Consider the following 21,745-nt stretch of genomic DNA (forward strand, 5'->3'; position numbering starts at 1 on the left):
GAGGGCAGGTACATGACCAGTAAAGCGAAGATTTCTGCAAAGACGATTTCCGTGGATGTGGCCATCGTGGGCGCCGGTTTCGGCGGGCTTTGCATGGCGATTAAATTGCGTGAAGCGGGCAACGAGGATTTTGTGATCCTGGAAAAGGCGGCGGAAGTGGGCGGCGCCTGGTACTTCAATGGCTATCCGGGGGCGGCCTGCGATGTGCAGTCGCACCTGTATTCCTTTTCGTTCGCCGGCAAGGCGGACTGGAGCAAACGTTATGCGCCCCGGGATGAAATCGAGAACTACATTCTCGATACCGTGGAGCAATATCAGCTGCGGCCCTTTATCCAGTTCAACCAGGAAGTGAACGAAGCCCATTTCGATGAGAGCACCGGGCGTTGGACGATACGCACCGCCGCGGGCATGACCATCGATTGCCGCCACTTTGTGCTGGCCTCCGGCCCGTTGCACGTGCCGAATGTGCCGAACATCAAGGGCCTCAAGCGCTTCAAGGGCAAGGTGATGCATTCCGCCGAGTGGGACCATGGCTATGATCTGGTGGGCAAGAAGGTGGTGTCCATCGGCACCGGTGGCAGCGCTATTCAGTACTGCCCGGAAATCGCCCCCAAGGTGAAGAAACTGTCCGTGTTCCAGCGCAGCGCGGCCTGGGTGATTCCCCGGGATGAGCGCGGTTACTGGGGCATTCAGCAGCGGCTGTTCAAGCGCTTCCCGGCGCTGCGCATACTGCATCGGGCGCGGCTGTACTGGAGCAATGAATCCCGGGTGGCACCGGCCTCTAGCCCGAAGGCCGCGCAACTGCTGGGTGCCTTGTGCAAGCAATTCATCCGCCTGCAAGTGAAAGACAAGGCCCTGGCGAAAAAGCTGACGCCGGATTACACCTTCGGCTGCAAGCGGGTGCTGATTTCCAACAAGTGGTACCCCATGTTCAACCGCGACAATGTGGAGCTGGTCACCGCCGGTATCCGCGAGGTGAAAGCCAACAGCGTGGTAACGGAAGACGGGGTAGAGCATGAAGCAGATTGCATCATTCTCGGCACCGGCTTTGTGGTGGATCCGCGTATCTATATGAAAGATTTTCCGCTCACCGGCTTGCCGGGCCATGATCTTCATAAGGATTGGGCCAAGTCCGCGGAAGCGCATTACGGCGTTACCGTGAGCGGCTACCCGAACCTGTACATGCTGGTGGGGCCGAACACGGGCCTGGGCCATAATTCGATTCTGTTCATGATCGAGTGTCAGGTGAAATACATCCAGCAATGCATGGCGCTGCTGCGTGAGGAAGGCGCGGATTATCTGGATGTGAAACCGAAAGCCCAGGAAGCGTTCAATGCCACGGTGCAGCGCCGTCTGCAGGGCACGACCTGGACGTCTGGCTGTACCAGCTGGTATCAACAGGACGATGGCAAGAATTTCGCCCTGTGGCCGGGCTCCACCTGGCGCTACTGGCTGCAAACCCGCAACGTGCGCTCCACGGATTATGAGTTTGTGTGCGCGAATGCCGAGGAAGCCGTGGAAGCCTGACGGTGTCTTGAGTGAATGGGTAAAAGGTAGGGGCAGCCAGGGCTGCCCCTTTTTTTGTGTATGGGGTGTCTGGCATTGCGGATGGCTTGTGGTAAAAAAGGGGGGGAATAAACAGGTCAGAGAGTCGTCGATGAAAAGAATGGTCCCGGTTATCGCTGCAGCCGTGACAGTGCTGGCACTGTACGGGCTGGATAACCTTCGAGATGACAGCGCCGTAAGCCAAGCTCCCACTCAGGCTCCACAACCGACATCGGCCGCGGTTGCCGGTGATCAGGTTATTCAGGCGGCCTATGAAAACCGGCAAAGCGATGTTCAGGTGGAAGGCGCCGGTCGGGTGGTCAAGGTACTGCCGGATGATAACGAAGGCAGCCGCCACCAGAAATTCATTCTTGAGCTCGCCTCTGGCCAGACCATTCTGATTGCCCATAACATCGATCTGGCGCCACGGATTCCGGACTTGCGTGAGGGCGAGAGCGTCAGCTTCTTCGGCGAGTACGAGTGGAACGAGCGGGGTGGGGTGGTTCACTGGACCCACCATGATCCGCAAGGGCGCCACGTGGATGGCTGGCTGAAACATGATGGCAAAACCTTTCAGTAGCCTGCCGATGTGGCTTTCCACTCCTGCGGGCGGGAGATTGTATTCTCTGCGCCGCGCTCTATGATCCCGCCATGACTTCCCGATACCACCGCCTGGACCGTTTTCTCAGCAACCGCCTGCAAATCAGCCGCAGTAATCTGCGGCTGTCGCTGGCGGCCGGGCGCGTGCAGGTTAATGGCCAGGTGGAGCGTGACCGGCAGCGACGGATTGGCCCCTTTGATGTGGTGGTTTGCGATGGTGAGATTCTGCAGGCAACCCGCCCTCGTTATCTGATGCTCAACAAGCCCGCCGGGGTGGTCAGCGCTACCTGTGATGATCATCACCCCACAGTGCTGGATCTGCTACCGGAGGATCAGCGTGAGGGATTACATCTGGCCGGGCGGCTGGATTTCAATTCCACCGGCCTGGTTCTGCTGACCAATGATGGCGACTGGTCCCGGCAGTTGAGTCAGCCGGAGAATCAGGTGAGTAAGCATTATCGGGTGGCGGTGGAAAAGCCGTTAGCCGAAAAGTACGTGGCGGCGTTCGCCGAGGGTATGTGGTTTGAGTACGAGGGCATTGTGACGCGCCCAGCTACGCTGAAGATCCGCAGCACGTTCGAGGCTGACGTGTGGCTGTGCGAGGGCCGCTATCACCAGATCAAGCGCATGTTCGGGCGTTTTGATAACAAAGTGCTGACGTTGCATCGGTTGGCGATTGGCAACCTGGTGCTGGATGAAACGTTGAAGCTGGGTGAGTGGCGAGAACTTTCGGAGATGGAGCGCTCCTCTATCTTTTCATGAAAGGCCGCCGTCACAGGTTGCGTAGGGTGCACTGAGCCTAGGGCGAACTGCACCATCAAACGCCGGTCCGGTGCAGTTCGCCTTAGGCTCAGTGCACCCTACGTTTTGGAAAGCCGTGGGGGTTTGCGGTCTCTTTCATTCCAATCCGCGAAGCCCCTTAAACCAGTGGCTTGCCCTTCTTCAGGCGCCGGCGGAAATCCCACAGCACCAGGTTGTAAGGCGCCTGCCGGATGACGCGCGGCAGCAGCAGACTGATGCGGCCAATGGTGCGCACGGTGCGCTCGAAACGCCGCTGTTTTTTGTCATTCCATTCCAGCTGCATTTGCTCACGAATCTCGGGTGGCAGGAAACCGGTGGTCACAAACCGGTTGAAACGCCCCAACAGAAACCGGGTTGGCGAGCTGAGGAATGTCAGGTCGGCAATCATCATCAGATACTGGCGGATGCGCTCGTCGATGTGCAGCTTCTGCAGTCCTTCCTGCCAGTAGGCGTCAAACGCTTCCAGGTCTTTCGGCCAGGTGTCCTGGCGAACCTGCAGGGTGGTGCCCAGCGGGTGGGCCAGCTGGTAAAAGGTTTCCTGTTCCTGCCGGGTCATTGGCCCATGCAGTTTCTGGTGGGTGTCCACGAAACCCCAGTAGAGACAGGCGGCGACCCACATCTGCAGGTTTTCATCGAAGGCGTTGTATTTCACCGGTGAGTCTTCGGTGGAGTGTACCTGGGCATGGGAGCGATTCACCGCTCTGCGGTAGGCCAACTTCTCTTCACTGGTGCCCATCATGGCGACGGCCAGGTAGGTGAAGGTGGTGCGTGAGCGCTTGATCGGATGATGCAGTATCGAGCCACTTTCCACCCGGCTTTCCGCCACCCCATAGCCCACCGCAGGCAGGGCCAGTTGCAGGATGATGTTGGCGCCACCGGCCAACAGCATGGCGCCATCGAAGATACCGGGGAATTGCTGGTCCAGTTCCCTGGCGGTGAGGGGAGTGGGCCAGTCGTGTTCCAGTCGGGCCTGGCGGCTTTCCAGATTGGCTTGAGCTGTCATTGTTTTTCTGTCCTCGCAGTCAGCGTGGTGGTTCATACGCTTGTTTCATTTCATGCTAGCGAGGAGTGCGCCATCAAACAATGAGACAAAATTAATTATTTGTATCATTGTGGCTTTTTCTGACCGGCTATAGCCGTAGTGCTCGAAAAACCGCTCGCACATGGCCGGCGAGCACATGGGTGGCAGAGCCTTCTTCACCCCGATAAAGCATGGCGATCTGGTAATCGCCAAGTTCGGGTAACTGGTATTCATCGCCCAGTTGCTGCAGGGGCGGCTGAATCAGGCTGAGGGGGAAGGGGCCAATGGCCAGATCGGCCTGCATGGCGGCTTCCTGGCCGGCGCAGTGTTCGCTGGTGTAGGCGACCCGGTAGCGGTGATCGCTTCGGTCCAGGGCCTCCAGGGCCATCTTGCGCCAGGGGCAACCCTGGCTGGCCAGCGCCAGGGGAAGGGGCGTCTGGCTCACCGCGATACCCCCCTGGGCGCCGGCCCACACCAGCGGCTCGCTATGCACCACTTCCCCCCGTGCCGGGCGGCCCTGTTTGCCCGTGGTGACCATGATCAGATCCAGCTTGCCGGCATCCAGCTGCTTGAGCATGTCGGCGCTGCGACCGACGATTACATTTACCTGTACCGCCGGATGGGAGCGGGAAAACTGGGTCAGTACCTGGGGCAGGATACGGGTGCCGATATCGTCCGGGGTGCCCAGTCGTACCGTGCCTTCCAGCTCCGGGGCGGTGAAATGGCTGATGGCCTCCTGGTTCAGTTTCAGCAGGCGCCGGGCATAGCCGAGCATGGCTTCGCCCTCGGCCGTGAGACTCACCCGGCGGGCTTCGCGCAGGAACAGACGCTGGCCTACCTGTTGTTCCAGTCGCTTGATCTGCATGCTCAGTGCAGAGGGGGTGCGGAACACTTCGGCGGCGGCCTGGGTGAAGCTTTCGGTCTCGGCGATGGCCACGAAGCTGCGCAGGATTTCCGTGTCCAGCAGGGGCTGAAGAGGGCTGTCCGGTGGCATGTTTCACCTTTCAGAAAAATTGAACGATAGGTAAAGATCTTTTCGATTTACTGATAGTAAACCCGATTGCATCATGGAGGCCAATCACAACCCAGCCACTCCACAACGTTCTCGAACAGGGAGGAGACCATGAAACGCAATGACCCCCAGACACTGGAAGCTCCCCAGCGGATTCAGTCCCGCAAGCCGGATCTTTCCATGCCGCCGATCCCGTCGCTGGCATTGATGGATGAGCTGGACTATCGCATTCGTCTGGCCTGGTATCGCCTGCGCAAGAATCGCGCGGAGCGGCGAGCCCGGGTGATCCAGCGGCTGCAGCGTCCGGTCTGAGTCTGCCACTCGCAGGCAGTGCCTTGTGGGGCTTGTATGACCAGGGGCTGCCCGGCCCCTGGTCTTTCGCGATGTGAAACATCGCTTCCCTCAAGCCCACAAGGTTCAATTACCTGCCTGCCATCCACAAAAAAGGCGCCTGAGAAGGCGCCTTTTTTGTTTGCAACACGGAAGCCGTGCGGCCAATTACATGTTCGGGTAATTGGGGCCGCCGGTGCCTTCCGGAGCCACCCAGTTGATGTTCTGGGTTGGGTCCTTGATGTCGCAGGTCTTGCAGTGCACGCAGTTCTGGGCGTTGATCTGGAAACGCTTGTCGCCAGTGTTCTCGTCCTCAACCACTTCGTACACACCCGCCGGGCAGTAACGCTGGGCCGGCTCGTCCCACTTGGGCAGGTTCACCTCAAGCGGTACGTTCGGGTCTTTCAGCGTCAGGTGACACGGCTGATCTTCTTCGTGGTTGGTGTTGGACAGGAATACGCTGTCCAGCTTGGCGAAGGTGATCTTGCCGTCCGGTTTCGGGTAGTCGATCTTCTTGCTCTGATCTGCTGGCTTCAACGTGGCGTGATCCGGAGTGGTGTCACGCATGGTGATTGGCAGTTTGCCGTTGAACAGGTTGATGTCCACGAAGGCAAAGGCAGAGCCGATGAAGTTACCGAACTTGTGCTGAGCCGGGCCGAAGTTGCGTTGAGCGTGCAGCTCTTCGTGTACCCAGCTCTTGTCGAAGGCGTCCTTGTACTCGGTCAGCTCGTCGCTGCCACGGCCGCCTTTCAGCGCTTCTGCCAGGATTTCGGCGGCAATCATGCCGGACTTCATGGCGGTGTGGGTGCCCTTGATCTTGGCGAAGTTCAAGGTGCCAGCGTTACAGCCCACCAGCAGACCACCGGGGAAGGTCATTCTCGGCAGAGACTGCAGGCCACCTTTGGAAATGGCACGGGCGCCGTAGGAAACACGCTTGCCGCCTTCCAGGTGCTTGCTGATTTCCGGGTTGGTCTTCCAGCGCTGCATCTCGTCAAACGGAGACACATGCGGGTTGGAGTAGGCCAGATCGGTGATCAGACCCAGGGCAACCTGGTTGTTCTCGATGTGGTACAGGAACGCACCACCCGGGGAGCCGGACTCGGTGAGCGGCCAGCCGGCGGTGTGAACCACCAGACCTTCTTGGTGCTTGGCCGGATCGATATCCCACAGTTCCTTGATGCCGAGCCCGTAATGCTGTGGGTCGGTACCTTCGCGCAGGTTGAATTTTTCCTGCAGCTGTTTGCCCAGGTGACCACGGCAACCTTCGGAGAAGATGGTGTACTTGGCGTGAAGCTCCATGCCGGGGGTATAGCTGGGCTTGTGCTCGCCGTCGTGGCCGATGCCGGAATCGCCGGTGGCGATACCTTTCACCGAACCATCTTCGTTGTAGAGTACTTCGCTGGCGGCAAAGCCGGGGAAGATCTCGATGCCCAGACCTTCGGCCTGTTCTGCCAGCCAGCGGCACAGGTTACCCAGGGAAATGATGTAGTTCCCTTCGTTGTGCATGGTCTTGGGTACGAACAGGTTCGGCACTTTCTGTGCCTTTTCCGGGCCGGTGAGGTAGTAGATTTCGTCGCCGGTGACCTTGGTGTTCACTGGAGCGCCCATTTCCTGCCAGTTGGGAAACAGCTCGTTCAGGGCGCGCGGCTCAAGAACCGCACCGGAGAGAATATGGGCACCGACTTCGGAGCCTTTCTCTACCACGACCACACTGATTTCCTGACCGGTTTCCTGGGCGATCTGGCCCAGACGGCAGGCGGTTGCCAGACCGGAAGGACCGGCGCCGACGATGACTACATCGACTTCCATAGATTCGCGTTCCACAGCCTGTCTCCTCGCTATCGATTGCGTGTTCGGCCCTGAAGCCACTGAGAAAGGGGTTCTGAAACACTCTGCCACAGAAAAACCTTTCTCAGCAGCCACCTGGGGCCAGCCTTGGGGTGGCGCGGAGTATATAGAGATAGGCGAAACCGCACCACTGCCTGGGTTGGCCGCAACGCCCGCTGCATTGTTACCGGGTGTTGATCCGGCGGGGCGGCGCACTGCAACCATTTCAAACAGGTGTTCGGATTATCCCTTGCTAGCTGGTTGATTTACAAGGAAATGGCCGACTGCAAAGTCACGAAAAGTGGACACCTTGTGTGGTCTATTTGCAGCAAAATCATTCGCTTACAGATTTTCGGCCTATTGACCTGCTTTGGCCGAGCGTTCAAGATAGCGGCTCTTTCGCGGGGGTGGACCCGGCAACGGCGTCAATTATCGCCTCCTTCTACATGTCACCCAATGGAACATTCCGAGGATCCTATGAAGGTTCTTGTACCCATCAAGCGAGTCGTTGATTACAACGTCAAGGTTCGCGTGAAGGCTGACAACACTGGTGTTGATCTCGCCAATGTCAAAATGGCCATGAACCCCTTTTGTGAAATCGCTGTAGAAGAAGCGGTACGTCTGAAAGAGAAGGGTGTGGTTACCGAAATCGTTGCTGTTTCCATCGGTCCCAAGACCGCTCAGGAACAACTGCGTACTGCCATGGCTCTGGGCGCTGACCGCTCTATCCTGGTAGAAACTGACGAAGACGTTCAGCCGCTGGGCATCGCCAAAGCGCTGAAAGCCATCGTTGATGAAGAGAAGCCTGAGCTGGTTATTCTGGGCAAGCAGGCTATCGACGGCGACAACAACCAGACCGGCCAGATGCTGGCTGCGTTGACCGGCATGCCGCAGGGCACTTTCGCGTCTGAAGTGGACGTGGCCGACGGTAAAGTGAAGGTTACCCGTGAAATCGACGGCGGCCTGCAGACTGTTGAGCTGAACCTGCCGGCAGTGGTTACCACTGACCTGCGCCTGAACGAGCCGCGTTACGCGTCTCTGCCAAACATCATGAAAGCCAAGAAGAAGCCGCTGGATACCAAAACAGCCGCTGATCTGGGCGTTGACCTGACTCCGCGTGTGACCACTGTCAGTGTGGAAGCCCCGGCCGAGCGTCAGGCTGGCATCATCGTTGGCTCCGTTGACGAGCTGGTCGAGAAACTGAAGAACGAAGCGAAGGTGATCTGATGAGTGTATTAGTTTACGCCGAACACGATAACGCCGCGCTCAACAAGGTCACCCTGAGTGTGGTTGCTGCTGCCAAAGAGATCGGCGGCGACATCACTGTGCTGGTAGCCGGTAAAGGCTGTGGCGCTGTTGCTGAAGAAGCTGCCAAGATTGATGGCGTTTCCAAGGTGCTGTGCGCTGACAACGATGCTTACGAGCATCAGCTGGCCGAAAACATTGGCGATCTGGTTGCCGAAGTTGGTGCCGATTACAGCCACATCCTGGCTGCTGCCACCACCACCGGCAAGAACTTCGCGCCCCGCGCGGCGGCTCTGCTGGACGTGGCCCAGATTTCCGAAATCTCCGACGTGGTTGACTCTGATACCTTCAAGCGTCCGATCTACGCCGGTAACGCCATTGCCACCGTTAAGTGTGGCGATGCGAAGAAAGTTATTACCGTACGTGGTACTTCCTTCGATGGCGTTGCAGCAGAAGGCGGTTCCGCTTCTGTTGAGAGCCTGGACGTTGTCAAAGATGCTGGCATTTCCTCCTTCGTGGGTGAAGAGCTGGCCAAGTCTGATCGTCCCGAGCTGACCTCTGCCGAGATCGTTATCTCCGGTGGTCGTGGCATGGGTAACGGTGAGAACTTTGAAATCCTGTACAAGCTGGCTGACAAGCTGGGCGCTGGCGTGGGTGCATCCCGTGCTGCCGTTGACGCAGGTTTCGTACCCAACGACATGCAGGTCGGTCAGACCGGTAAAATCGTTGCGCCGAACCTGTACGTTGCTGTGGGCATCTCCGGTGCCATTCAGCATCTGGCCGGCATGAAAGACTCCAAGGTCATCGTTGCTATCAACAAGGACGAAGAAGCCCCCATCTTCCAGGTGGCGGACTACGGCCTGGTGGCTGACCTGTTCGACGCAGTACCGGAACTGGACGGCAAGCTGTAAAAAGCCTGCAGTCAAGCACCAGAAAAACCCGGCCTTGTGCCGGGTTTTTTGTTTCTGGGTTACAAGCTACGCTCAATGGCGTGGGGAAGCCCCAACCGTTCCGCGAAATTCTCAATTTCTACGAAGCCGCTGTAGGAGTTCCTCTTGAGGGACGAACCGAGCGACAGCGAGGAAAACGGTTCAGATATCACAAACGTTCTCTGTCCCTTGGGAACAGGAAATCACTCCCTTCGGTCGCCTCGCTTCGCGAGGTTCGTCCCCTGGAAGGGAATTATTCGCTGCGCTCACCCTGCGGGCCGCCCTGGCGGGCGTTACTCCGCTACGCTACGTTCCTACAGGTGCCTTGAACCTCATCAGGACGACCAAAGCTGAAAGCTGGAGCAAATAATGTTTTCGGGAAAAACCGCGTTAATTACCGGCGCCTCCAGTGGCATCGGTGAACAGATGGCGAGGCAACTGGCTGCCGTGGGCTGCAATCTGATTCTGGTGGCGCGTCGCAGGGACAGGCTTAACGCCCTTGCCGGGGAACTGGTGTCGGTCACCGTTGATGTGATTACGGCGGATCTGGCGGATCCTGAGGCACCCGAAGCGGTGTTTGCACAGACGCAGGCCGCCGGGCGGCAGGTGGATATTCTCATCAACAATGCCGGCTTTGGTTTTCAAAAACCGCTGTTAGCGGTGGATCAGCTGGGCATGGTTGATGTGAACGTACGCAGCCTGCTGGCGATGACACAGCTATTTGCCGTGCCAATGGTGCAACGGGGCCAGGGCTGGGTGCTTAATGTGAGCTCGGTGTCAGCCTGGTTTCCGATTCCGGGCATGGCCACCTATGCCGCCAGCAAGGCCTGTGTGCTGCATCTGAGCCGTGCTCTCCATGAAGAACTCAAGCCTGCGGGCATTGTGGTGACGGCATTGTGCCCTGGCGGCACCCGCACCGAGTTTTCGTCCATCGCGCGTGACAGGATGGATCCGGATCTGGAAAAAGCCATGATGCCTGCTGACGTGGTGGCAGCGGCAGGATTGAAAGCGCTGGCCAAGGGGAAAGCAGTGGAGGTTCCCGGCGCGTTGTATCGAATCATGGTCGCCCTGGTGCGGGTCTTGCCCGCTAGCTGGGTGACGCGCCTGGCGGGGAAAGTGATGGGGCGTCATCACTGATGCTGCTCTCAATTTCCGGTGAGCGTAGGGTGCCACTGAGCCTAAGGCGCACTGCACCGATCCGGCGTTTGAATGGTGCAGTTCGCCTTAGGCTCAGTGGCACCCTACGTAAGATCTAACTGTGCTTGGCGATATCTTCTGCAATGGCCAGTGCCGCAGTCAGCCCCGGGGATTCAATGCCCAGCAGGTTGATCATCCCTTTGATGCCGTGCTCCTGTTCTCCCTGTATCAGAAAATCCCGATAGGGTTCTCCTTCCATAAACAGCTTGGGCCGGATGCCGGTGTAGGCGGGGGAGAGTCTGTCTGCGTTCAGGCTTGGCCAGTAGCGTCGTATAGCGTCTTCGAAGTGCGGCAGCCGTGCGGTGTTGACCTGGTAATCCCTGTGTTCGATCCATTCCACATCCGGGCCGAAGCGGGCCTGGCCGGCCAGGTCCACGGTGAGGTGGATGCCCAGTCCGTCTGCTTCCGGTAGCGGATAGATCAGCCTTCGGGTGGGGCTGTGTCCACGGAGGGAAAAATAATTGCCCCGGGCCAGCCGTTGTTCGGGAATCTTTTCTGTGGGAAAGCCGTTGCAGCGTTTCAGTAGGGGAACGGCATCCAGGCCGGCAGTATTGATCAGTTGTCGGCACTGCAATGCGAAAGGACTGTCGTCGCTGTCCACATGGAGCAGGAAATGTCCGGGTTCACAGTCGATCCGGCGCACCCGGTGGTGATAGCAGAGCAGGGCATGATGCTCCTGTGCCTGCTCGGCAAGGCGCCCCATCAGCGCATGGCTGTCGAGGATGCCACTGTGTTCGCTGAGTAGGGCTTCGCCGGCATGCAGCCAGGGTTCCTGCTGCTGCAGCCACTGCTGACTGCAGCGGTGTAATCCTGTGGCACCGCTGTTCAGAGCGTTGTGATGCAGTTGCTCCAGTGAGTCCTGTTGTCCTGCATTGGCTACGATCAGCTTGCCGCACTGTCGGTGAGGAATGCTTTGCGCCTGGCAATACTGGTACAGCAGGGTGTTGCCGCGCAGGCACAGGCGGGCTTTCAGGGAGTCTGGCGGGTAATAGAGGCCGGCGTGGATGACTTCGCTGTTTCGGGATGAGAGATGCTCGCCAAAGCGGGGTTCCTGCTCCAGGAGCACCACGGACCGTGTCGGGGCGAGTGCACGGGCAATGGCCAGGCCGATAACGCCTGCGCCGATGATGACGGTGTCGGTGGTTTCCCGTGGTTGCACTCTGTGTAGCCCATAAATAATAACGCCCTCAGTCTGAGGGCGTTATGGGTGGCGGACAAGGGCCTGCGGATTACTCGTCCACGTTGTCGTAGAACATGTAGCGTGCGGTTTCGTATTGCCCGCGAGCCAGTTTGAACAGTCGGTCAAAGACTTCCGGATGCTCTGCGGCCACGTCCTGTTTCGGGGTATCACTATGTAGATCATGCAGGGTGGCGCTATTGCCATTGGCATTGATACGCACCAGAAAATTCTTCGTCACCATGCCGTAGATTGGGGTGGGGCCTTCCCGCAGCACCACAAAACTGGCGCGATCACCTTCCGGGGCGGGAATCTGGAAATCCCGGCCCAGCGTGGTGTTGCGGTAGTTGAGTCCCAGCATCCCGGCAACGGTGGGTAGTACATCGACCAGGCCGACCGATTCCTCAATAACCCTGGGTTTCAGGTGGCGGGGTGAGTAAATGATATGCGGGACATGGTTACTTTCCAGCCCCAGCTGATCCATCGCCGGCATGTGGGGCAGGGTGGTGATGCGGTTGCTGTGGTCACCAAAGAACACAAAGATGGTGTTGTCGAAATAATCACTTTCCCGGGCCCATTTCATGTACTCGCCCACGTTGTAATCGAGCAGCCGTACGGCGTTGAACTGAGCGGCGCTGCGGAAGCCGTATTCGGCCAACTCCTCATCGGACAGGTCCGTGCGCGGCTGAAAGTCACCGTTATTGTCCGGGATGGTGAAAGGCCGGTGGTTACCGGCGGTCTGGATGAAGGCAAAAAACGGCTGATCATTCGGCAGGTCGGCGAGAATCTGGTTGGATTCGCGGAACAGGTTCAGATCGGAAATGCCCCATACGTCCACGTCCGGTGATTGCCAATCACCTTCCTGATATAGCTCCAGGCCATCGATGGTTTGTTGCACCAGACCATCAATGTTGGCCCAGCCGGCATTACCGCCAATGAAATAGAAATTCCGGTAACCCTCGAATTCATTCAGCACCGTGCGTTGGTGGCTGGTCAGCGGGTTGCGGCTGGCGCTTTCGGTGGGAGCCACATCAGGGATGCCGGTAAAGGTGGCCCATATCGTCTTGGCGGTGCCGGTCACAGGCACATAGAAATTTTCGAAGCGCCAGCCATCCCGACCCAGCTGGTCCAGATTGGGGCTGCTTTCCACCGGTAATCCGTAGCTGCTGACACGACTTGCGCCCAGGGATTCCAGCATCACAAAGACCACATTCGGCGGGCGCTCATAGTCGAGTTTGTGACTCTGTACGTCCACCGTCCGTACGAAGTTGAGGTCCTCACGCTGGTCGTCAGGGATGCCGAGATGCTCGGCAATGAGCGGGTAATACTCGGCAACCTGTTCCTTGTCGAAGGGGGACACCGGAATCAGCAGGGTGTCGCGGAAGTAGAGGACCGGATTCAAGCCCAGGGCGCCGATGGCCCGGTCGCCGGACACAAAGGCTTCACTCCAGCGCAGCGGAATGGGGTTAAGGATGTTGATGTTGCTGACCCGGCCAAGAATGGCAAAGAAGAACAGGGTAAAGCAGACCAGAAAACCGACGGTGGCCTGGACGCCGGAGATGCCGGCGGCAGTCCGTTGCAGCAGTTTGCGTTCGGCGATACGAGCCAGCCAGTAACTGCCGGCCACGCTGGCAACCAGGCCAAGGGTAATCCAGATCACCGGGTAGCTTTCCCACACCATCAGGGTGGAATCGCGAGTGTCCTGCAGGAAGCGCAGGGCGGTGACGTTGAGCCGTTCACCGAGATAGGCGTAGTGGCCAAAGTCGAGAATATAGGTGAGACCAAGCAACGCCAGCGCAACGATCAGGTAGCCATGGGCAAGAAGGCGCATCAGGCGGCTGTTTAGCAGATTGAAGCGTGGCAGATAGGCCAGCGCTGCCAGAGGAAGCATCATCAGCAGGGCCAGACGCAGATCAAAGCGCAAGCCGATACCCAGGGCACTGAGAATGGCGCCGCTCTCATAATCCGGGTTACCCGGTACCTCGGAGAAGCCAAAATAGAAAATGGCCCGCAGGATGACCATCAGGCTGAAAAAGAGGGCTGTCATGGCCAACAGATAGTGCAGACGTCGGGATTTCAACCAGGTCATGCCGATTACTCCGTACTGGCGGAACTGAAAAAAACAGGCGCCTATGCTACCGGGAAGGGCCAGTTTGCGCATGGCCAAATCACCACTTTTGCCGGTTATTTGGACAAATTCCAGCAGGATGTCGTAGCCGGCCTGGGCAACGACGGGATAATGGCTTTAACCCATCTGTTTGCAGTGGTATTAAAGGCGTTCGCTGACGGGAGACAGAGATGAATTTTGACGAGATCCTGGCCACGGTGGATGGCCAGGGTAATGGCATGATGCCGGAAGGCTGGGGGCAGGGGCGAGCCCTGTTTGGTGGGCTGGTAGGTGCCGTATTGTTTGATCATCTGGAAAAAACCGTTGCTGCGGGCAGGACGTTGCGCAGTTTTTCCCTGTCCTTTGTCGCGCCCATGGCGCCGGGTCCGATCAGCTTGCACAGCGAGGTGTTTCGGGAAGGAAAATCGGTGATGCAGGCCATGGTGTCGGCCCGCCAGGAAGGGCAGGTGGTGGCTGCCATGCTGGTGAGCCTGGGTGCAGCCCGGGAGTCCCGGGTGATCGTGGCGCCGCCGGCAGCTCCGGCCATGCCAGCGCCGGACCGTTGTATCGAGCTGCCCTTCATTGCCGGTCTGACGCCGGATTTTCTGCAGCATTTCCAGATGCGTTATGCTGATGGCATGCCCCCTTTCAGTGGTAGTGAAGTGCCCGATTTCAGCGGCTATATGGGCTTTCGCACGCCACCGCAGGCCATGAGCACGGCGGCGTTAATCGCGCTGGTCGATACCTGGCCACCGTCGGTGTTGCCCATGTTGAAGAAGCCGGCCCCGGCCAGTTCGTTGACCTGGACCATGGAACTGCTCGACGATCCGCTCTCGCGCCCTGCGGATACCCTGTGGCAGTATCGGGTTAAGACCGACCAGAGCAGTGACGGTTACGGTCAGAGCCAGGCGACAATCTGGGATGGGGAAGGCAAAGCGGTGGCGCTGAGCCGCCAGACATTTACGGTATTTGCATGAAAACAGAATTACCGCCGATCAAGGCGAAAACCTTGGGTGACAGTGTTCCACGGCGCGGGCACTGGCTGCTGGCCGGCCTGGGCCGGGTTATTCTTTCTGCCATGGGATGGCGGATCGTCGGCACACTGCCCAATGTGGAGCGCGCGGTTCTGGCGGTAGCGCCGCACACCTCCAATATGGATGGCGTGGTGGGTATCAGTGCGATTCAGTGCCTGCGAATCCATGTGAAGTTCATGGCGAAACACACCCTTTTCGAGGGTCGGCTGGGCCGTCTGATGGTTTGGTTGGGCGGAATACCGGTGAACCGTGACAGCGCGGACGATGTGGTGGATCAAACGACGGCGGTGATGCGCGAGAAACCCTTCTGGCTGGGTCTCGCACCAGAGGGCACGCGGGAGGGGGCCGAGCGCTGGAAAACCGGCTTTTACCGCATTGCCGAGCAGATGCAGATCCCCATCGTGGTGATCGGTTTCTGTTATCAGCGGCGCCAGGTTCGTATTGTCGGCAGTTTCATGCCCAGCGGTGACATTGAGCAGGACATGGCCAGGATTGTGCAGGCACTGGCGGATATCGTGCCGCGCCGTCCGGATCGCTTGTCCGCCCCGTTGCGGGCGATGGGGAAACAAAATCAGGCCTGAGCAGTGCGCTCTTGCTCGTCCATGCGGCTGAGAAACTGTTGGCGCCGCTGGGCCGATTGCAATGCAAAGGCCAGCGGCCGGTGCAACTCGTTGAGCAGGGCCTCATCGGCGGCAGAAAACGCTTGAGAGCCGGCCACTTCCACGATACCCAGCGCAAATTCCCCCTGATGTATTGGCCACAGTAGCAGGGTGGCAGGTTTGCGTTTGCCTTCTCCGACTTCCAGATCCAGGTAGCCTTGCGGGACACTGTGTTGCTGTATCAGCAGCTTCTGGTTCAGGGCTGCGCCGAGCAGGGTTTCATCCTGGGGGACGTTGCGGCGTTCTGAGGCGCTGGCATTGAGCCCCCAGCCTGCCTGCCGGACCAGTTCCTGCTCCTCCAGGGTGTAGGCGGCGCCGGCTTTCGCGCCGATCTGTTCGATTAGATAACCGAGCACCCGCTCGAGAAGCTGCGCCGGTGTCAGATTGCCGGCAATCCGTTCCAGAAAGAGGGTGAGCTGCTGTTGGCGAAGGGTGTCTTTTTCTGCCTGTTCCCGCCAGCTGGCCAGCTGTGAGGATTCACTTTCCAGCAGCAGATTGTTGGCAAAGTTACGGCGGGCACTGACATCCAGAATGTAGCCATTGAGCGCACAGATAATCAGCGGAATGACGAAGTACAGCAGCATGGACAGCAGCGGCAGGGGCAGTTGCTGAAACAAGGCAGCAAGCAGGGTTACCGCCAGGGCACACAGGCAACTGATCAGCGTCTGCCGCGGTGGCAAGCGCAAGATGGAAAAACCGATAATCAGGATATAGATGGTTTCAAAGGCGGAAATCTGCCCGGGGAAAAGACCGTGAAAGCGGATGGCACCGAGCAAGGTGCCGGCCAGCGCGATGCCGAGTGCCAGATACATAACGCCGATGGTGTGGGCGGTTAGCCAGGACAGCCGGGTACTGCACCACAGAGCCAGCAGTGACAGCGCGACGGGATAGACCCCGTAGTTTCGCCAGGCGACCATCTCTGCGGTATCTACCAGCAGCATTACCGGTAGCACTACCACCAGGTACAACAGCCCGAGCAGATAGACAGAATGGCTTATCAGATCCCGGGCGCGCCGGTGGGCATGCTCGCGGTAGCGGGCTTCCAACTCGCCATCAAAGGTGACCAGAAGGCTGTCGAGCGCGCTGCGCAGGACGCCTTCCTGGTTTTTGCTGATCGCTGCTTCCGATGCTGCGGGCATGGCGTTACCTGATTATTATTCGGTTTGAGGAGCCTCTGAATAACTCCTTGCGTGCTCAGCGTGGCCTGAAGGGTGCAGCTGTTGTGTTTTGTCGCGACGGGCAGGGTGGGTTCCCTTTCCTAGCGACAAAGCGCAGCAGATGGGCCCTTCAGGCCGCGCCCTTCGGGTCTCCCAGGCTGGCCCGCACTCGTTGTTGCAATGTCTTGATGGGTCGACACACACCTTCGACATTGCGCCTAGATTGCGAGCCAGCCTGAAAGACTGAGCATGCAAGGAGTTATCCAGAGGCTCCTTGATTCGCAGGCTGTGACAGCGCAGTATTTTGACAGCCTGATCGCGAATAAAACCTGTCGCGATATTCAATAATGATCACAACCAACAGGAAGCATCATGACCGATACTGCCCGTTTTGAACAAGCCCAAAAAGATGTGAAAACCCTGGATCGCAAGCCCGGCAACGATGATCTGTTGTTTTTGTATGCCCATTTCAAGCAGGGCAGTGCTGGCGATGTGAGTGGCAAACGTCCGGGCATGCTGGATATGGTGGGCCGGGCCAAGCATGACGCCTGGGCCAAGCTCAAGGGCATGTCTGCGGACGACGCCAAGCAGAAGTACATCGACAAGGTGGACAGCCTGCTGAAAAGCCACAAGGGCTAAAATCGCAACCCTTGATGATTCACCCCCTTGCCTGCAGCAGTTGGGCCTTGCCCAGCTGCGCTTCCCCGGCCAGGTTGCGGTAAAACCGTTGTAGCTCTGGTAGCTGGGCTTTCAAGGCCTGGCGAACCTGTTGCCGGGCATCCTCAATTTCCGTTTCTACCCGCTGTTTGTCCTTCTGCATCTGTTTTTTTCGTTTTTCCAGTGCCGGTGGCAGGGCCGTGCTGCCCAGTCTTTCCAGGCGATCTTCAATACGTTGCAGGCGATCCCGGGCGTCTGTCAGACGGGCCCGGAAGTCTTCCGCATCCGGGGCATTGGCCAGAACCCGCTGCAGGTCGGTAATTTCCTGTTCGGTAGCGGTTTTTTCCATGTTGGCGGCAGTGCGAAAGGCGCCATTTGAAAGGTCCCGGGCGGTGGCGTGCTGGATGGCGTTATGTAGGTTTTTTTCCTGCTCGCGAAGGCATTTGCGTACATTGCTGGCGTTGATCAGCTTGCCGGTGGCGTCCAGTACCTGGCTGTCGCGGTCGCGGATCATGGCCAGCACCAATTGGTCCATCACGGTGGTGCTGTTGCCGGCAACACTGTTGGTCAGCGAGCGATAAAGGCGATCTGGCTCATCGGCCAGGGTTTGCAGGGCCTTCATGTTTTCCGCCACTTTGTTCAGGGCAAGGTTATAGACCGGTAGGGCCTGCTCAATGGCTCCTTGTTTGCGCCAGTCATCGCCGGCCAGTACCAGCCCGGAGACGGCTCTGGGGTTACCGGGGAAACGTGCGGCAATGCGAACGAACCAGGTCCTTGCCCGCTCGCGGTCCCCGTCCCGGCGATAGCTTTCTGCCAATAGCAGTGCCGCATCCACCGCTGCAGGACTGTTCTGTTCCACCTGATTCAATTGTTGCCGGGCGAATTCGGTATCACCATCGCGCAGAGCCATGGCTGCCAGGCGCAGGCGGGCATAGTTGCCCAGGATAGGCTGGTTAATGCCAGGAGACTGGTCGTTGTAGCGGATCAAGGCAGGGGTGTGACTGTTACTGGCATGCCCTCCCAGTATCTCCAGCAATTGCTGGTCCTGGTTGGAAAGAATCAGAGGGTGTGACGAATCTTCCCTGCAGTCAGCAGGAGCTGCCTGCAGACCGGGGGTCAGCAGTATGCCGAGAAGGCAGAAAACAGCCAGGTTGATTGCTCTCATTGTCCCATCGTTTTGTTATTGGTTATCAGGGCTGAACACTCAGGCAGTACCGGTAAGCGATAATGCGATGGCAGTGCACATTATAAACGGCGCTTTCCTGCCTGAGACAAATGGTGCGCCAACTGTGGGAGGAGAGAAGGAACTGGGTCACAGGGCGATACACAAATATGCATACGATGGATGGCGGGTGGCTTCACGCCGAAGGTTTAGGGAAATCGTCCCGAGGGTTTTGCCGGCGCCTTGCGGGCAAGGCCCCGGCGGCAAGAATCAGAAGGCCCGGAAGTTGACGGCAATAATGCTGATCACCGCCATGGCCACCAGCAAACCCACCACCATCAGGACAGTGGCAATGATGCCAAGCACCTTGCCGGCGGTGGTCATGCCTTCCCCTGACGGGTCCATGTTACCGCTGCCCATGGCGTGGAGATCCTTGTTGCCCAGTATCCAGGCGACGATGCCCAGCGGGGCAAACAGCAGGATCCCCAGCAGACCGAAGGTCAGCACCAGCCCGCCTCGATGGGCCGGGAGATTACCTTCGGGACTGGGCTGGACCTGAGGGACGGCGGATGCGCGAGTACTGAGAGACTGGCGACCGGCAAAGGCGGCAAATAACAGCAGGGCGCTGATGACCAGATAGAACAGGTTGTAGGCGGCGGTGGCGATGAGTGAGTAGGTATCCGAGCTGATCACGTCATCAAACATCCATTCCAGCAGCACGGTCTGGTTGAAGATGATCCAGCCATTCTGCAGCAGGGTGAGCAGGCCGGCGATCAGAACGAGCATGGCTGCAGTGCGGGCACGCTGCATGAATATCCCGGCGAGTACAAAGGCGGTAATGGCCACCAGAGTGCCGGGGGCGATAGCGGGGATCAGGGAGAGAATATCGGGTCCCATAAGACATCCTTTTCGTCGGGAGTGAGCAAATTAATGGTGAGTGGAAACGCGTGACAGAGCCTGTTTGAGAAGGCTTCTCACTGCCCGCCAGCGATTGACCAGCAGTGACAGGAAAATCAGGGCGCAACCGGCCAGCTGCATCAGCGTCATCTGCTCGCCGAACCAGGCGGCCGCCATCAGGGCGGTCCACATGGGTTCGAGGACCATGATGACAACGCCGTGGCTGTGCAGTGACAGGCTTTGCGCATAGGTTTGCACAAGAAAGCGCAGGGCGGTACCCACGGTGGCGCTGAGGATGACCCAGATTGCCAACTCGAAGGTGGCGTTTGCCGCGGCCTCGCCCCAGGGCTCGAAAATGGCGGACAGGCTGCCCGTCAGCACACCGACCACCGCCAGCACCACCGTGGTCAGGGCCAGGGCGGGGATGCGCGGGTGCTCAATGGGGTTGCCGTTGCGGTCAGTGGTGGAAATGGTATTGGCGGCCCGGGTGTTAAGGTTGAAATAGAGCGCGAAGATGGTGGCGGCTGCCACGAAGAACAGCTGTCCCGCCTCCAGATGCAGTCCTTGCTCCAGGGACAGCAAGGCCAGGCCCGCAGCCGCCACCGGTAAAGCCAGCCAGGTACTGCCGGGTACTGGTTCGGCAAAGATCAGCCGGGCAATCACGGGTACCAGAACCACGCCCAGGCTGGTGAGAAAGGCGCCTTCGCCCACATGTTCGGCCATGGCCAGCCCCATGACCCAGCAGCTCATGGCGATGCCGAATACGGCGCCTACCCGGACGCAACGGAATAGTTGCCGGGCGCTGAGCCGACGTAGCTGGCGGTGGGCGACCATGGCCAGAAGGCTTGCGGCCAGCAGGAAGCGCAGGGACATGAACAGCAGTGGTGGCATCGCCAACACCGCCTCCCGCGAGAACATCCAGCTGATGGAGGCCAGCAGGGTGACCACCAGAAGCAGCAGATCGGCTTTGTGAGCTTGGCTTACAGGCACTGAACAGGATTCGCTTGGCAAAAGAGCTGGCGATGGTAGCACAGGGCCTGTGCCGGGTAACGACTGTTCAGGCGACATATATCAGGTCAAAGTAGACACGCATTACCCTGAGCCCGGATCGATTCATGGTGCAGACGAATGCGGGTGAATCGCTTCAGGGCAGCAGTGAGTTGCCAGTTGAAAGTCGTGAAAAGACCAGCATTCACATTGTTATGTGCCGTGATGCTCCCGAGTGTTCCAAATTATGCATGGCCCTGAAGAGGGCGTGGTGTTCGACGTTGAGGTAACAATGTTTGCAGCCTGGCGAAACTGGCGTGACACGCGCCGGGTCAAGAAGATGGGGTATACCGAAGCAGAGTGGGATGCGGCGGTGGGCGACTGGCCGGTGTTGCAGCGGTACCAGGGTGACGAACGCGCCCGCCTGCGGGATCTGAGCTTTCGCTTTCTGGCGCGCAAGAGTGTGGCGCCGGGGAACAGCTTCGCCATTACCGACGCCATGTGTCTGCGTATCGCCACTATGGCCTGTGTGCCAATTCTGGAACTGGGGCTGGACTGGTATGACGGCTGGTATACGGTAATTCTCTATGAGGGCGATTTCATTCCCAATCGGCCCTGGCAGACTGAGGATGGCGTGGTGCATGCCAGCAGTCCGGTGCTGGCTGGTGAGGCGTGGCATCAGGGCCCGGTAATACTGTCATGGGAATCGGTGCTTGAAGCCGGGCAGGGCAGTAACGTGGTGATCCACGAGATGAGCCACAAACTCGATATGCGACGCAACGGTGCCAATGGCGCACCACCGCTGCATCCGGGTATGAATCCGCGCCAGTGGCACGAGACCTTCACGGCGGCCTGGGATCGGCTGTTCGATGATTATGAGCAGCACAGGCCCTTATCTATTGATCCCTATGCACTGACCGGGCCGGGTGAGTTCTTTGCGGTTTGCAGCGAAGCCTTTTTTGAGGCGCCAGAATCGTTGCACCGGGACTGGCCGGATCTGCACCGGCTGCTGGCGCAGTTTTACCGACAGGGAGAACAGCCATGAAATTTATCTTCGAAGTGCGGGTGAAGCCGGGCTTTACCGTAGAGGAATATGCTCAGGGCTGGGTGGAAGCCAGTGAAATCATTCAGCAGACGCCGGGCGCCCGGGGCACCTACCTGCACCGCAAGATCGGCGAACCGGACAAGGTGCTGGCCATTGCCCACTGGGATAGCAAGGCCCACCGGGATGCCAAGGACGACAGCCGCAGTGAAAAGGTGAAAGCGATCCTGGCCAAGCATGCCAAGGTATGCGAGGTGACGGTGATCGGGGAGTTTGATGAACCGGAATGGCAGGTGCTGCCGGAATAGGCTGGCTGCTGTAGCTCGTCACCCCGCACGTTTACAGCGGCTTTGTCGATG

The 21,745-nt window shown here is 58.7% G+C and carries 21 protein-coding genes; 12 read left to right on the plus strand and 9 right to left on the minus strand.

Annotated features, from left to right (window positions below; genetic code table 11):
* Positions 1-12 precede the first annotated feature (12 nt).
* From Q0Y02_RS01030 to Q0Y02_RS01040, 3 genes are all read left to right on the plus strand, one after another.
* Positions 13-1,527, plus strand: coding sequence for an NAD(P)/FAD-dependent oxidoreductase (locus Q0Y02_RS01030; protein ID WP_297763104.1), 1,515 nt, complete (start codon positions 13-15; stop codon positions 1,525-1,527).
* Positions 1,528-1,657: 130 nt separating this feature from the next.
* Positions 1,658-2,125, plus strand: a complete 468-nt coding sequence (locus Q0Y02_RS01035; RefSeq protein ID WP_297763107.1) for a DUF3465 domain-containing protein — start codon at positions 1,658-1,660, stop codon at positions 2,123-2,125.
* Positions 2,126-2,196: 71 nt separating this feature from the next.
* On the plus strand, positions 2,197-2,907 hold the full coding sequence (locus tag Q0Y02_RS01040) for a 16S rRNA pseudouridine(516) synthase (RefSeq protein WP_297763111.1): 711 nt from the start codon (positions 2,197-2,199) through the stop codon (positions 2,905-2,907).
* A gap of 157 nt (positions 2,908-3,064) precedes the next feature.
* Here Q0Y02_RS01040 and Q0Y02_RS01045 read toward each other — a convergent pair whose 3' ends face one another.
* Together Q0Y02_RS01045 and Q0Y02_RS01050 are read right to left on the minus strand one after the other, a co-directional pair.
* Positions 3,065-3,949, minus strand: a complete 885-nt coding sequence (locus Q0Y02_RS01045; protein ID WP_297763114.1) for an oxygenase MpaB family protein — start codon at positions 3,947-3,949, stop codon at positions 3,065-3,067.
* Between the two features lie 127 nt (positions 3,950-4,076).
* The gene (locus Q0Y02_RS01050; RefSeq protein WP_297763117.1) at positions 4,077-4,961 is read right to left on the minus strand and encodes a LysR substrate-binding domain-containing protein; all 885 of its coding nucleotides are present in this window, start codon (positions 4,959-4,961) and stop codon (positions 4,077-4,079) included.
* 129 nt (positions 4,962-5,090) lie between these two features.
* Here Q0Y02_RS01050 and Q0Y02_RS01055 point away from each other — a divergent pair, with 129 nt between their 5' ends.
* Positions 5,091-5,291: a hypothetical protein gene (locus tag Q0Y02_RS01055; RefSeq protein ID WP_297763120.1), complete on the plus strand. Its 201-nt coding sequence runs from the start codon at positions 5,091-5,093 to the stop codon at positions 5,289-5,291.
* A 186-nt stretch (positions 5,292-5,477) separates the two neighbouring features.
* On the opposite strand, the gene Q0Y02_RS01060 is transcribed toward Q0Y02_RS01055, so the two are convergent.
* Positions 5,478-7,133: an electron transfer flavoprotein-ubiquinone oxidoreductase gene (locus tag Q0Y02_RS01060; protein WP_297763125.1), complete on the minus strand. Its 1,656-nt coding sequence runs from the start codon at positions 7,131-7,133 to the stop codon at positions 5,478-5,480.
* Positions 7,134-7,613: 480 nt separating this feature from the next.
* Between Q0Y02_RS01060 and Q0Y02_RS01065 the strand changes: the two genes are divergently transcribed.
* The 3 genes from Q0Y02_RS01065 to Q0Y02_RS01075 all read left to right on the plus strand — a co-directional run bounded on the left by Q0Y02_RS01065 (position 7,614) and on the right by Q0Y02_RS01075 (position 10,447).
* Positions 7,614-8,363: an electron transfer flavoprotein subunit beta/FixA family protein gene (locus Q0Y02_RS01065; RefSeq protein WP_035244876.1), complete on the plus strand. Its 750-nt coding sequence runs from the start codon at positions 7,614-7,616 to the stop codon at positions 8,361-8,363.
* Complete coding sequence (locus tag Q0Y02_RS01070) at positions 8,363-9,292, plus strand: FAD-binding protein (RefSeq protein WP_297763129.1); 930 nt, start codon at positions 8,363-8,365, stop codon at positions 9,290-9,292. Before Q0Y02_RS01065 ends, Q0Y02_RS01070 begins: the two co-directional genes overlap by 1 nt.
* Positions 9,293-9,679: 387 nt before the next feature.
* Positions 9,680-10,447 (plus strand): SDR family oxidoreductase, encoded by a 768-nt coding sequence (locus Q0Y02_RS01075; protein ID WP_297763133.1) that lies wholly within the window; start codon positions 9,680-9,682, stop codon positions 10,445-10,447.
* A gap of 115 nt (positions 10,448-10,562) precedes the next feature.
* Here the strand turns inward: Q0Y02_RS01075 and Q0Y02_RS01080 are convergent, their stop codons facing one another.
* A complete protein-coding gene (locus Q0Y02_RS01080) occupies positions 10,563-11,666 on the minus strand; it encodes an NAD(P)/FAD-dependent oxidoreductase (RefSeq protein ID WP_297763136.1) in 1,104 nt (367 codons plus the stop codon).
* A 70-nt stretch (positions 11,667-11,736) separates the two neighbouring features.
* Positions 11,737-13,773 (minus strand): LTA synthase family protein, encoded by a 2,037-nt coding sequence (locus tag Q0Y02_RS01085; RefSeq protein WP_297763139.1) that lies wholly within the window; start codon positions 13,771-13,773, stop codon positions 11,737-11,739.
* A gap of 209 nt (positions 13,774-13,982) precedes the next feature.
* On the opposite strand from Q0Y02_RS01085, the gene Q0Y02_RS01090 reads away from it, so the two are divergent.
* Entirely contained in the window at positions 13,983-14,768 is a 786-nt protein-coding gene (locus Q0Y02_RS01090; protein WP_297763144.1) for a thioesterase family protein, read from the plus strand.
* A complete protein-coding gene (locus Q0Y02_RS01095) occupies positions 14,765-15,406 on the plus strand; it encodes a 1-acyl-sn-glycerol-3-phosphate acyltransferase (protein ID WP_297763147.1) in 642 nt (213 codons plus the stop codon). The genes Q0Y02_RS01090 and Q0Y02_RS01095 overlap by 4 nt, the downstream gene beginning before the upstream one ends.
* Here the strand turns inward: Q0Y02_RS01095 and Q0Y02_RS01100 are convergent.
* Entirely contained in the window at positions 15,397-16,623 is a 1,227-nt protein-coding gene (locus Q0Y02_RS01100) for a GAF domain-containing protein (RefSeq protein ID WP_297763150.1), read from the minus strand. The genes Q0Y02_RS01095 and Q0Y02_RS01100 overlap by 10 nt on opposite strands.
* 390 nt (positions 16,624-17,013) lie before the next feature.
* Between Q0Y02_RS01100 and Q0Y02_RS01105 the strand changes: the two genes are divergently transcribed.
* On the plus strand, positions 17,014-17,280 hold the full coding sequence (locus Q0Y02_RS01105) for an acyl-CoA-binding protein (protein ID WP_297763153.1): 267 nt from the start codon (positions 17,014-17,016) through the stop codon (positions 17,278-17,280).
* Between the two features lie 19 nt (positions 17,281-17,299).
* On the opposite strand, the gene Q0Y02_RS01110 is transcribed toward Q0Y02_RS01105, so the two are convergent.
* The 3 genes from Q0Y02_RS01110 to Q0Y02_RS01120 all read right to left on the minus strand — a co-directional run bounded on the left by Q0Y02_RS01110 (position 17,300) and on the right by Q0Y02_RS01120 (position 20,347).
* Positions 17,300-18,463 (minus strand): OmpH family outer membrane protein, encoded by a 1,164-nt coding sequence (locus Q0Y02_RS01110; protein WP_297763156.1) that lies wholly within the window; start codon positions 18,461-18,463, stop codon positions 17,300-17,302.
* Between the two features lie 267 nt (positions 18,464-18,730).
* Complete coding sequence (locus tag Q0Y02_RS01115; RefSeq protein ID WP_297763159.1) at positions 18,731-19,357, minus strand: hypothetical protein; 627 nt, start codon at positions 19,355-19,357, stop codon at positions 18,731-18,733.
* 30 nt (positions 19,358-19,387) lie between these two features.
* Entirely contained in the window at positions 19,388-20,347 is a 960-nt protein-coding gene (locus Q0Y02_RS01120) for a DMT family transporter (protein ID WP_297763162.1), read from the minus strand.
* A 289-nt stretch (positions 20,348-20,636) separates the two neighbouring features.
* Between Q0Y02_RS01120 and Q0Y02_RS01125 the strand changes: the two genes are divergently transcribed.
* Both Q0Y02_RS01125 and Q0Y02_RS01130 read left to right on the plus strand, forming a co-directional pair.
* Positions 20,637-21,389, plus strand: a complete 753-nt coding sequence (locus tag Q0Y02_RS01125; protein WP_297763165.1) for a M90 family metallopeptidase — start codon at positions 20,637-20,639, stop codon at positions 21,387-21,389.
* A complete protein-coding gene (locus tag Q0Y02_RS01130) occupies positions 21,386-21,694 on the plus strand; it encodes an antibiotic biosynthesis monooxygenase (protein ID WP_035244699.1) in 309 nt (102 codons plus the stop codon). Before Q0Y02_RS01125 ends, Q0Y02_RS01130 begins: the two co-directional genes overlap by 4 nt.
* Positions 21,695-21,745 lie beyond the last annotated feature (51 nt).

Origin of the sequence: uncultured Alcanivorax sp., from assembly GCF_947258575.1 — a bacterium.
Classification (GTDB): domain Bacteria; phylum Pseudomonadota; class Gammaproteobacteria; order Pseudomonadales; family Alcanivoracaceae; genus Alcanivorax.